Here is a 12016-nt window from a genome sequence, read left to right on the forward strand (position 1 = left end):
AGCCTAGCAGACCAGAGCCTCAGCCATTCAGCCCATGCTGCCGCCGTCGATCCTCTTTAAGCTGAGTTCAGTGACTTCACCAACCCTGCCTACCACCTCAGCCCTCGCCCAGTTCAGCCTTGCCGCCCAGCATCCGGTCAGTCTGGGGTGGTGTTCGGAATCAGAGCGCCTGAGCAATCTGGCCGACGAACACGCCTTCGATCTGCAACTGGCAACCGATCTGGAGTTGGCGGCTAACCGCGCCCAGTGGATGAACATTTCGCAGCCGCCAGAAGCGTTCCTGAATCAGTGGCTCTCGGTACGGCCTGACCTTGACGCCATGCTCAGCATCCGGTTTGAGGGCGCGAATCCCGCTAAGCCTTTTGTGGATGTGAGCGCCACAACGCGCCCCGTGCTGGCCGCCGATCTGCCCACGCTATCTGCTTTGGCGCACCACACTTATGCAGCGTTTACTCCCCAGCGTCTCCGGTTCTGGTCATCTGCCGAAGCGGGAGCTTTTGGGGGCACACAGCCTGACATGCGTGTGCTGGCCGTGCCCGTGCGCGAATTGCAAGGCCGATCCACTCCGCCAGAATTGTCGCTGCGGCCCACGCTGGATAGCTCCCAACTGGAAACGGCGCGTGAGGCTTATGCCGATGTAGACCGCCTGCATCCGGCGCATCCCGGTCAGGCCCGCATCTTGTCTGAAGAAGATTTGCAAGAGACGATTGAGGCGGGAACTATGTTCGACGTGCTGCGAGATGGCGAGTGGGTGGGGTACGTGGGGGCGAGAGTTGAAACCCTCTGTGGCCTGCCCGCCTATGTGGTGCAGGAACTCATTTTAATTCCCAGTACGCGGGGCAACGGCTTCGGCGCGTTCCTGACTCCGATGCTGGCTGAACATCTTCCAGAACAAGAGCGGGTGATGATGGGCACGATTCACGTCGGTAATAAAGGCTCTTTGCAGGCTGCTTTGCGTGCAGGCAGGCACGACATCGGCGGCTGGTCATGGCTCCCCCCACTGTGAATTTGCTTGACCCTGCCCTGACGCCCTACTGATCTGCTAGAATCTATGTTTGGGTGTCCCGCCCACCAGTGATGTGTGGCGGGCCTTTTCATGCCGGGGCCGTTGGGCTTCTAACAGGGCATATCCTGACCGAACTGTCAGGCCAGCGCTCCGGACATGCACCAAGTTCCGCCCTCGCCTCCAGCCCGTTGCTGGTGCGCTTGCGGGCGGGGGAGAGAATGAACATGGAATACCGGAATATTGCGATCATTGCACACGTCGATCACGGCAAAACCACGCTGGTAGACGGACTTCTCAAGCAAACCCTGAAACTCGGTCACGGTGAAGAAATTGCCGAACGCGCCATGGACAGCAACGATCTTGAAAAAGAGCGTGGCATTACCATCCTGGCGAAAAACACCGCCGTGGAGTACAAGGGCATCAAAATCAACATCGTAGACACCCCCGGACACGCCGATTTCGGCGGAGAAGTGGAGCGCGTGTTGGGCATGGTGGACGGCGCGTTGGTGCTGGTGGACGCTGCCGAAGGCCCTATGCCCCAGACCCGTTTCGTGCTGCGTAAGGCTATCGAACTGGGCCTGAAAATCGTGGTGGTCATCAACAAGATTGACCGTCAGGACGCCCGTATCGAAGAAGTCGTCAACCTGACGTTTGACCTGATGGCCGAACTCGGTGCCAGCGACGACCAGTTGGATTTCCCCATCCTGTACGCCGTGGCCCGTGAAGGCAAGGCTTATAAGGATCTGGAAAGCCCGCAGGAAGATATGCACGAACTGTTCGAGATGGTTCTGGAGTACATTCCCAGCCCTCCCGTGAAAGTGGACGAGCCGTTCCAGATGGTCGTCACCAACCTCGATTACTCCGAGTACCTGGGGCGCATCGTGTTGGGCCGCATTCAGCGCGGTACCGTCAAGAAGGGCGAATTCGTCCAACTGATTCACAAAGACGGCACCATGACCAAGTCGCGCATCGTGCAGCCGTTTACCCATATGGGTCTGCGCCGCATCGAGGCCGACAGCGTCAGCGCGGGCGACATCGTGGCGCTTGCTGGCATCGAGGATGCGCAGATCGGAGAAACCGTCGCCGATCTTGCCGATCCCGAGGCCTTGCCCATCATCACGGTGGACGAACCCACCGTGTCGATGACCTTCCAGCCCAACACCAGCCCGTTTGCAGGCAAGGAAGGCAAGTACGTCACCTCCCGCCACCTGAATGACCGCCTGAAGCGCGAAGTGATGACCAATGTGTCGCTGAAAGTGGAAGAACTGCGCCCCGACGAATTTAAAGTCAGCGGACGCGGCGAGCTTCACCTCAGCATTCTGTTGGAAACCATGCGCCGCGAAGGTTACGAAGTGCAGGTCGGATCGCCTCAGGTCATCATCCGCGACATTGACGGCGAGAAGCATGAGCCTGTCGAGCATCTCGTAATCGACGTGCCTGAGCATCACTCCAGCGCCGTCATCGGTATCCTCAGCTCCCGCAAGGGCCAGATGGTAAACATGGAGCCTCAGGGCAAGCGCACCCGCGTGGAATTCAAGATTCCCAGCCGCGCCCTCTTCGGTTTCCGCACCCACTTCCTGTCCATGACGCAGGGCGAAGGCATCATGAGCCATATCTTCGACGGCTACGCGCCCTGGGCCGGAGAACTGAAAACCCGCCAGAACGGTTCGCTGGTCAGCATGGAAGACGGCACCGCGTTCGCCTACTCCATCTGGAAACTGCAAGACCGGGGTAACTTCTTTATCGACGCTGGCGCTGACGTGTACGTGGGCATGATCGTAGGCGAAAACGCCCGCGAGCAGGACATGAACGTGAACGTCTGCAAGAACAAGAAGCTCACCAACGTGCGCTCCAGCGGGGCCGACGACGCCCTGACGCTCATTCCGCCCAAGCGCATGAGCCTCGAAGACGCTTTGGAGTACATCAGCGACGATGAACTCGTGGAACTGACGCCTCAGAGCATCCGTCTGCGGAAAAAGGTCTTGAACCCGAGCATGCGTAAGTAAGCAACAATTCATCTAGCACGCGCCCCGGCTTCGGCTTGGGGCGCGTGCTTTTGCTGTTCTGTGGCGGCGTGTCTCTGCCCCAGTAGCCACCATGAAGGCCTACTTGTCTGACATTCGCCCTTGCATGACCTTGAGGTTGCCCCTATCCTGACCATAGGACTCAGGATTAATGACCCAACTCCAAACCACACCCACCGTTTCCGCCCCCTCCGACACCTACAATCGCTCGCTGTTGCTGGCGGCTGAAGCGGTGTTGGCGCACCTCCACCCACGCGCTCCGTTGCGATTGGCGCAGGTCACCTTTGAGGGTGTTGCTTATGCAACTGCGCCCGATGCCGATGCTTTGCGCCTGAACCGCGCTTTGGCCGAAGAAGTCGTGCTGGTGGCGTCTGCGCAGGCAGCGGCGGGCGTTTTGTTGGGTCTTGCGGCGGGGATCGCTGAATCCCAGCGGAGTGCAGGCGAGTTGCTGGCATTGGCTTTGACCGAACCCGAAGAACAGGCCGTCTTGCCCGCGTACCTATCGGTCTTGGAAGCGCGTGCGCGTGTGTTGCTGCGCCGCTCGTGGGCAGAAGTAGAAGTGGTGGCAGCAGGCCTACGCGAACTGGGGCAACTGGACGCCCGCGACGTAGCCTATCGAATTTCTTGCGCCCAGAGTATTCGCGGCACGCTCCTGAACTAAGCATTCGGGTTGGGCTTGGTCTCATTGAATTCTGCATCATTTGGAAACAGAATCAGCGTGAATGCTGTCTGGGAGGCTCTTATTCTGGGCTGGCGTAGAAAACCACGCGGGACAGTCGGAATTGTAGGCTGATGTTCATTTTGCAGGCCAGATTACGATGATTGCTAGGCGGTCAGTTCATCCTGCATGTACAGGAGAACTACCATGAATGACACCTCTAAATCTTTAGTTAGCCGTTGCGACGCCACTTCTTGCCGCTATAACGAAGATATGCAGTGCCACGCCGGACAGATTGAAGTTCAGATGGTGATGGGCGAGATGGGCGCACAGATGGCCCACTGCATGACCTTCGCGCCCGAAGATGGGGCCGATATGACGCAGGGCATGCAGGCCAATCCCGGTCACGACTGAATTACCACGATTCGATAACGCAGAACGCTTCAGCCCAGACTCAGGTTTGGGCTTTTTGCTGTCTCACAGCACCAATACGCCGTGATGCTTGGCTTTGTCCTGCGGCTCCACATGAATGGTCACGTGTGCGCCTTCCATCTCGGCCCGAATCGCGTCTTCCAAGCGGTCACAGATGGCGTGTGCGTCGCTAACGGTCATATCGCTGGCGACCACCAGATGAAACTCGACGAAGGTGGTGCGGCCCGCGTGCCGGGTGCGGAGGTCATGGATTTCCAGTGCGCCTTCGGCCTGCTCACTGATGACGGTGCGAATCCGGCGTTCGGTCATAGGATTCACGCCCGCGTCCATCAGGCCGCCCACGCTTTCGCGCATCAGGTTCCAGCCGCTCCAGAGGATGTTGAGGGCCACCAGAATCGCCAGTGCCGGGTCAAGCACGTGCCAGCCCGTGAACTTTGCCAGCAGTACGCCGGTCAGCACGCCGACGCTGGTGATCACATCGCTGAACACGTGCCGTCCATCGGCCAGCAGCGCCGGGCTGCGGGCAGAACGTCCGACACGAATGAGGACGCCCGCCCACAGGGCATTGATGATGCTGGCGACCAGATTTACACCCAGGCCCAGAAACGGCGCGTCCACCACTTTGGGGCTCGTCAGGTCTGGAATGGCGACCCGCAGGATGCTGACTGCTGCCAGCACGATCAGCACGCCCTCCGCCACCGCGCTCAGGTATTCAGCTTTGGTGTGCCCATAAGGATGATTGGCATCGGCTGGACGTGCCGCCACCCATAGCGCGAGCAGCGCTCCGCCCGCTGCGACCACGTTGATGACGCTTTCCAGCGCGTCGGAATACAGCGCCACACTGCCCGTCAGCAAGTAGGCCACGAATTTCAGGCCCAACACCACCAGCGCCACCACCACGCTGAAGGCCGCGATGCGGATCAGGGACGTGGGGGGCGCGGGCGGCAGAGGAAGTGGGCCAGAGGTCATCGGCTGTAGGCTAACAGGGTTAGGCGCGGCGAAAACGGTGCCCGGAGCGGGAACACAAGAGGCGATGCCAGAATGGCAGTCATTACGCCCATCACATAACGCGGCCTGATACACTTGTTCGGTGACTGTGCCGGATTCTGCCTCTTCCAACCTGCCCGCTTCTGATCTGCTGAGCCAGCTGAACCCCAATCAGGCGCAGGCCGCCGACCACTACACCGGCCCCGCGTTGGTTATTGCGGGCGCGGGCAGCGGCAAAACGCGCACGCTGATCTACCGGATTGCCCACCTGATTCAGCATTACGGCGCAGACCCCGGCGAGATTCTGGCCGTGACGTTTACCAACAAGGCCGCCGCCGAGATGCGTGAGCGGGCCAAACATCTGGTGACTGGGGCCGACAAACTCTGGATGAGTACCTTCCACAGCGCGGGCGTGCGGATTCTGCGGGCGTATGGTGAGCATATCGGGCTGCGGCGCGGCTTTGTGATTTACGACGACGATGATCAGATGGACATTCTGAAGGAGATCATGGGCGCGGTGCCGGGCATTGGCCCCGATACCAATCCCCGTGTGCTGCGCGGCATTCTTGACCGGGCCAAGAGCAATCTTCAGGTGCCTGCCGATCTGGAACGCTGGCCTGAACCCTATATCAGCGGCCTGCCCCGCGAAACCGCCGCCGAGGTGTACCGCCGCTACGAGGCCCGCAAGAAGGGCCAGAATGCCATCGACTTTGGCGACCTGATTACAGAAACGGTTCGGCTGTTTAAAGAAGTGCCAGGCGTGCTTGACCGGGTGCAAGACCGCGCCCGCTTTATTCATGTGGACGAGTACCAGGACACCAATAAGGCGCAATATGAATTGACACGCCTGCTGGCATCCAGAGACCGGAATTTGCTTGTCGTGGGAGACCCCGATCAATCCATCTATAAGTTTCGCGGTGCAGATATTCAGAATATTCTGGACTTCCAGAAGGATTACGCCGACGCCAAGGTGTATATGCTGGAGCACAATTACCGTTCCAGTGCCAAAGTGCTGGGAATTGCCAACCGTCTGATTGAAAACAACTCTGAACGCCTGGAGAAAACGCTGTTGGCGGTTAAAGATGATGGACACCCAGTGGTGTTTCACCGCGCCACCGATCACCGCGCTGAGGGCGATTTTGTGGCCGAGTGGGTCACGCGCTTGCATGGGCAGGGGCAAAAGCTGACCGAAATGGCAATTTTGTACCGCACCAACGCCCAATCCCGCGTCATAGAAGAATCGCTGCGCCGGGTGCAGATTCCGGCCAAAATCGTGGGCGGCGTGGGCTTTTACGACCGCCGCGAAATCCGCGACATTCTCGCCTATGCTCGCCTCGCCATCAACCCCGACGACGATGTGGCCCTGCGCCGGATCATCGGGCGGCCCCGGCGCGGCATTGGCGATACAGCGCTGGAAAAGCTGATGGACTGGGCACGTCTAAACCAGACCTCCATCCTGACGGCCTGCGCCAACTGCGTCGAGCAGGGAATTCTTGACCGGGGCGCACAGAAACCCAAGGAATTTGCCGATCTGATGTCCGCCCTGAGCGACGCCGCCGACAACTACCTGCCAGGGCCGTTTTTCCGCTTCGTGATAGAAAACAGCGGTTACCTGGATCTGCTGCGTCAGGAAGGGCAGGAGGGCCAGGTGAGGCTGGAGAACTTGGAGGAACTCGTCAGCGCCGCCGAGGAATGGTCTCAGACCAATGACGGCACCATCGGCGACTTTTTGGATGACGCAGCTCTGCTGTCCAGTGTGGACGACATGCGGGCCAAGAAGGAAAACCGCGACGTGCCCGAGGAAGCCGTGACGCTGATGACGCTGCACAACGCCAAGGGTCTAGAGTTTCCCACCGTGTTTATCGTGGGCACCGAGGAAGGCCTGCTGCCCAGCAAAAACGCGCTGCTGGAGGCGAGCGGCATAGAAGAGGAACGCCGCCTGTTCTACGTGGGTATCACGCGGGCCATGGATCGCTTGTTTCTGACCGCCGCGCAAAACCGGATGCAGTTCGGCAAGACCAATGCCGCTGAAGACAGCCGCTTTCTGGAAGAAATCGAGGGCGACTTTGACACCATAGACCCGTATGGGCAGGTCATCGAGTACCGCGCCAAAACCTGGAAAGAGTACCGTCCCACTGTGCCGGGTCGCCCCAGCGCACCCACATTCACCCATCCCAGCGCTGTGAAAAACACCAGCAGCATGACCGCCGAGATGGCCTACCGGGGCGGTGAAAAGGTCACGCATCCCAAATTTGGCGCGGGGCAGGTGCTGGCGGTGGCGGGCATGGACGAGCGCCAGGAAGTCACGGTGCATTTTCCCAGCGTAGGCACCAAGAAGCTGTTGGTGAAATTTGCGAATCTAAGTTTGGCCTGAGCTTCCGACCCTATCCGTCCCAGACCACCCAGTGACGGATTTCGCCTGCTGGTACGCGTAGAAGCTCATCTATGTTCAGTGGATACACGAGCCGCGACTCCAGTTCATCAAGCGGAATCCACTCACAGCGCACATTCACGTTGTCCAGCACCGGAAAGGATTCGGCGGGTAACTCGGCGAGCGCTTCCATGCGGTAGAAAAATCCGATTTCGTGGGCACGGCTATCAGGTGGGCCGAAGTGGTTTTCCACTATTCCCACCAACTGCATTCCACCTGGCGGCGTGCCCGTTTCCTCGGCCCACTCACGGGCGGCGCAGCTTTCGCTGGTCTCGCCTGTACCCAGTGCGCCTCCCGGTAAGTACCAGAATCCCAGATTGTCTTCCGTGTTGGCGAGCAGGCAGGCGTCGGGCGTTTGCGCGTTCCGCACGCACAAAATCGCCACCCGCACGCTGAAGGTCAGGCCGCCCAATGGCAGGCGGATATCCACCGGATCAGGACTGAAGTCGGTCATTAATTGCCGCCTGCATCCAAGCGCACACTGGGGTCAGGGTCGGCCTGCAACTGGGTACGCAGTTCATCGGGCAGGTCGGCGCGTCCAGCAATCATCATTCGCACCCCTCCATCGGGGTCGCGGGCCAGCGCAGGCAGCAATGCGGCGGGTAATTGGGCGTGCAGGGCAGCGGCGCGGCGCACTCCCGCGTTGGGGTCGGCGGCCAATCCGGTCAGCACATCTGCACCCGGAGCTTCGGCATAGGCCACGGCGCGGCGCACCTCGGCGTTGTCGTCGGCGGCCAGGCGTGCCAGCCGTGTTGCGCCTATGTCGGGCCGGACAGTCAGCAGGGTGCGAATGCTGGGGTCTGAATCGGTCAGGAGTGTGTTCAGCACGGCATCAGAGAGCCCTTCTGCGCTGGCGATATGCAGCCGGATATCCTGCTCAGGCGAACGCAGCAGCGACACAATCGCGGCTTCGGGCAGGTCGTTGCGCTCCAGCAGGGCGCGGCGCACGCCTTCCGACTCATCGTTCGAGAGGGCCGTCAGGGTCTCCGGCGTGGGGTCTGGGCGGCGGGCGAGGGCGGCCCGCACGTCTGGGTCGGCGTCCAGCGCGGCGCGGCCCAGCCAGGGTGCAGGCACACGCCAGGCCTGCAATGCGGCGGCCCGCACCAGCGGTTCCTCGTGCGAGGCCAGCCAGGCCCGCACGTTTCCGGGCAAATCCATCCGGCGGGCCAACGTTGCCAGCACATCCGGGTCACTGTCGAGCGTCAGGGTCAGCAGACAATCCAGCGGCAAATCCAGCCGCCGCGCCACGCTGGAGCGCACCAGGCCATGCGGGTCTTTAACCAGTTCGCGCAGGGTATCTGGGGGCAGGTCGGGCCGCACCGCCACTGCTTTTCTGACGTCGTAGTCGTCATCGGCGGCCAGTTGGCGTACCAGGGTGGCGGGCAATTCCGGGCGTTTGGCTACGGCTTCACGTACCTGCCAGCCTGCATCGGCCCCCAGCGAGGCGACCCGTTCGGCACTCAGACCCACCCGCCCGGCCAATGCCGTTCTGACGCCAAAATCCTCGTGCCGGGCCGCGCCGTCCAGTACCCAATTGGAAGCGTCCGGCACGCCCAGCAGCGCAATGACTCCTTCTGGCGGAAACATGCTGAGAAAACTGGGCCGCGCCAACCGGATCAACGGCAGGCCGGGGTTGTCCAGCACGTCACGTGGAAAGCCTGCAGCCAGCGTGCCCAGGATTTCGGGCGGCGTGTTGGGATGCCGTGCCACCAAGGCCCGCACCCGCGAATCTGGGTGCGCCGACAGTCCCGATAACGTGTCGGACGTGGCCCGCGTATGGCCCGCCGCTTCCAGCGCCCCCTCCAGCCCAAGAGCTGTCAGGGAGCGTGGATCAAGTTCAGAAAACGTCATGGGCTGCACTATGGCAGATCGGGGCGGGGGTCACGAGATTCGAGAACGCGTCTACGGGTCGAGGGTCTAAGGGTCTAAGAAGGACAATTGCTTCGCTCATTTTGCCTGCGTTCCCGCTGATTCACCGCATCCTCCAGTTGTGAAATCGGAGTACTTCTGGAGCTGAAAGGAGCCGCCAGTGAGGGTACCTGCCCCAGCACCTTAGACCCTAGACCTTTAGACCCCTTGACTCCCTTCCCTCACTCCTCCAGCCGCAACACTTCGCCAAACGGGAAGCCCTCGTCTTCCAGCCCGCCCGGCGGCACCACCCACAGCGTCGGCATGCGCGGCGGCGTATCAGGAAAGTCGCCGTAGCCGTCGGTCAGGTAGATCAGCACGTCGGGTTCGTGGGCATCCAGCAGCCTGAAGATGGGCCTGAAATCGGTGCCGCCGCCCCCCTGTGGTGGGGGAACCGGGTCGCCGGGGCGCAGGTCGAAGGGGCCGTAGGCTTCGGTGTCGGCGTAATACAGGGTGGCCCGGACGTGGGGATACGCGCCCAGCACGCCCTGAACCTCGCTCACCAACGCCCGCACCGCCTCGTCGTCCACGCTGCCCGATGTATCCACGGCCACCAGTGCGCTGAGGCTTTCGTCGTCCAGCGCCTCCAGGTACAGGCCGCGCCCCACGAATCGGCGGTCAAAGCCCCCAAAATCCACTGGTGTGCGGGCCAAGAAGCGCCACAGGTGCGCCCGCCAGTCCAGCCGCGCTGGGGCCAGCCGCATCAATTCGCGGTGCATGCCCAGCGGGTCGTCGCCCTTGCCGCCGCTCATGGCGTCCACGCTGCGGGCCTGTGCCAACGCCTGTGACCACTGCTTGGCCGCCTGCTGACCAGACTTGCCATTTTTGGGCGGCGCATCTCCGGGCGGGCCGTCCATCAGGTCGTCGCTGTCCTCGTCGCCGGGGTGTTCCTCGCCCTCCAGCGATGTGTATACCTCCTCCACGCTCAGTTTTTCCAGATGTTCGTCTTGCGGCGCTTGTGCGCCCGAATTCTGCGGCGGCACAGGCAAGCCCGCCGCCGTGACCATGCCGTTCACGATCAGGTCGGCGGCCCGGTTCCAGCGTTTCTTCTCGCGGGGGCCGCGCCGCTGCACATGCGACAGGGCGGCGTGCAAGACCTCATGCAGCAGCAGGCCGTCCAGTACATCGGGCGGCAGGCTGGCGGCCACTTCCGGATTCACGTACACCCGCTCGCCGTCTGTGCCAGCAGCAGCCACTTCCTGAGAAGGCACGAATTCGGCGTGCAGCAACAGCGTGGCAAAAAAGGCAGATTTATTGCGAATGCGCAGGCGCGAGCCGGAGATCAGACGTTGGAAGTCGGGGGGCGGCGTCATGGTGTTCCCGGCGGATTAGACAAACAGATCGTGGATTGTGGATCGTAGAACAAGACCAACCCACGATCCACAGTCCACCTTCTACCCTCCACTACGCTCCCTCACTCAGCGCCAGCGTTCCAGCCACCAGTTCTGCCAACCGCTCATCGCGGCCCAGCAGTCCGGCCAGTTCGCCCAGTTGCCCGATCGCCTGAAATTTGGTGACCAGGGTCGCCACATACAGTTGCAGCCATTCGGGGCCAGCCGACTCGCTGAGCCAGCGGAAGGCGTGATAAGCCTCGTCTGCGTCGGCGGCGCGGGCAGCCAACCCCACCACGGCGGCGTAGCGCACGCTGGGTTCGTCGGGCAGTTTCAGGCCGCCGCCCTGACCGTTCAGTACTGTTCCCAGATCGGGCAACTGCTCGAACAGCCGCACAAAGGCGCTGAATTCGGCCCCGGCCGCTTCCCCAATGGCGGGCGACACATCCAGCCCGGCGCGGTGCAGTTGCGCGGCCATTTCCCAGGAGCGCGGGCTGGGCCAGGCGGGCTGTTGGGGGTCGAGGCGGTGCAGCAGTTCGGGCCGGAAGGTGAGAAACGCGATCACGTGTTCGTGCAGGCTGCGGCCCAACGCGTAAGCCCGCCACGCATCAAAATCAGGCCGCACGGTCAGGTGAAGGAAGCGGTTGGCAAGGGGCGCGGGCATGTCGAACACGCTGGCCCGGTCTTCCTTGCGGTTGCCTGCCGCCCACACAAACCAGCCGTCGGGCAGTTCGTAGCTGCCCACGCGCCTATCCAGAATCAGTTGTTGCGCCATGCCCTGCATGGTCGGCGGGGCCATGTTCACCTCATCCAGAAACAGGATGCCGTTGCCCCCACGCGGCAGGAATTCGGGCGGAAACCAGCGGCTGATTCCGCCGTTGCCCGTCGGGTCAGCCTGCGGCACGGGGAGTCCGCGAAGGTCAGTGGGGGCCAATTGGGACAGCCGCACGTCTACAAAATCGAGGCTGTGCGCCCGCGCCACCTGCGCCACCACGCTGCTTTTGCCCACGCCGGGCGGCCCCCAGATCATGGTGGCAAGTTTCAGTTGGCCGCGCGTCAGAGCCGCGAGGTAGGTTTGCAGTTCGGTGGGGGTGAGGCTCAAGGCAGTGCTCCTTTGGGGTGTGGGATTTAGGTTGTCGGGTGTGGGCTGTTATTGATGACCAATGCTCACGGGACGGGCGCGGCAACTGAACACGCCGCAGAGTCCGAGCGTAGCGCGTGGGCCGGATTCTTGCCGGA

10 protein-coding genes are annotated in these 12016 nt (G+C 61.8%); 5 read left to right on the forward strand and 5 right to left on the reverse strand.

Features of this window, described 5'->3' with window-relative positions; translation table 11 throughout:
- Nucleotides 1-70: 70 nt before the first annotated feature.
- The 4 genes from M1R55_RS13565 (at nt 71) to M1R55_RS13580 (ending at nt 4102) form a co-directional block, all read left to right on the forward strand.
- A complete protein-coding gene (locus M1R55_RS13565; protein WP_249392272.1) occupies nt 71-1006 on the forward strand; it encodes a GNAT family N-acetyltransferase in 936 nt (311 codons plus the stop codon).
- Between the two features lie 224 nt (nt 1007-1230).
- Nucleotides 1231-3012 carry a translational GTPase TypA gene (gene typA, locus M1R55_RS13570; RefSeq protein ID WP_249392273.1) on the forward strand — a complete coding sequence of 594 codons (1782 nt, stop codon included), beginning with the start codon at nt 1231-1233 and terminating at the stop codon, nt 3010-3012.
- Nucleotides 3013-3181: 169 nt separating this feature from the next.
- Nucleotides 3182-3691, forward strand: a complete 510-nt coding sequence (locus M1R55_RS13575; protein ID WP_249392274.1) for a hypothetical protein — start codon at nt 3182-3184, stop codon at nt 3689-3691.
- 204 nt (nt 3692-3895) lie between these two features.
- A complete protein-coding gene (locus M1R55_RS13580) occupies nt 3896-4102 on the forward strand; it encodes a DUF1540 domain-containing protein (RefSeq protein WP_064014539.1) in 207 nt (68 codons plus the stop codon).
- A gap of 63 nt (nt 4103-4165) precedes the next feature.
- Here M1R55_RS13580 and M1R55_RS13585 read toward each other — a convergent pair whose 3' ends face one another.
- Complete coding sequence (locus M1R55_RS13585; protein WP_249392275.1) at nt 4166-5089, reverse strand: cation diffusion facilitator family transporter; 924 nt, start codon at nt 5087-5089, stop codon at nt 4166-4168.
- A gap of 121 nt (nt 5090-5210) precedes the next feature.
- On the opposite strand from M1R55_RS13585, the gene M1R55_RS13590 reads away from it, so the two are divergent.
- Nucleotides 5211-7481, forward strand: coding sequence for an ATP-dependent helicase (locus M1R55_RS13590; RefSeq protein WP_249392276.1), 2271 nt, complete (start codon nt 5211-5213; stop codon nt 7479-7481).
- Nucleotides 7482-7491: 10 nt separating this feature from the next.
- Here M1R55_RS13590 and M1R55_RS13595 read toward each other — a convergent pair whose 3' ends face one another.
- The 4 genes from M1R55_RS13595 to M1R55_RS13610 form a co-directional block, all read right to left on the reverse strand.
- Nucleotides 7492-7992 (reverse strand): NUDIX domain-containing protein, encoded by a 501-nt coding sequence (locus M1R55_RS13595; protein WP_249392277.1) that lies wholly within the window; start codon nt 7990-7992, stop codon nt 7492-7494.
- On the reverse strand, nt 7992-9389 hold the full coding sequence (locus M1R55_RS13600) for a hypothetical protein (RefSeq protein ID WP_249392278.1): 1398 nt from the start codon (nt 9387-9389) through the stop codon (nt 7992-7994). Before M1R55_RS13600 ends, M1R55_RS13595 begins: the two co-directional genes overlap by 1 nt.
- A gap of 239 nt (nt 9390-9628) precedes the next feature.
- Complete coding sequence (locus M1R55_RS13605; protein ID WP_249392279.1) at nt 9629-10759, reverse strand: VWA-like domain-containing protein; 1131 nt, start codon at nt 10757-10759, stop codon at nt 9629-9631.
- Nucleotides 10760-10850: 91 nt separating this feature from the next.
- Nucleotides 10851-11879, reverse strand: a complete 1029-nt coding sequence (locus M1R55_RS13610; protein ID WP_249392280.1) for an AAA family ATPase — start codon at nt 11877-11879, stop codon at nt 10851-10853.
- Nucleotides 11880-12016: the final 137 nt, after the last annotated feature.

It is taken from the genome of Deinococcus sp. QL22, from assembly GCF_023370075.1.
In the GTDB taxonomy this organism is placed as follows: Bacteria; Deinococcota; Deinococci; order Deinococcales; family Deinococcaceae; genus Deinococcus.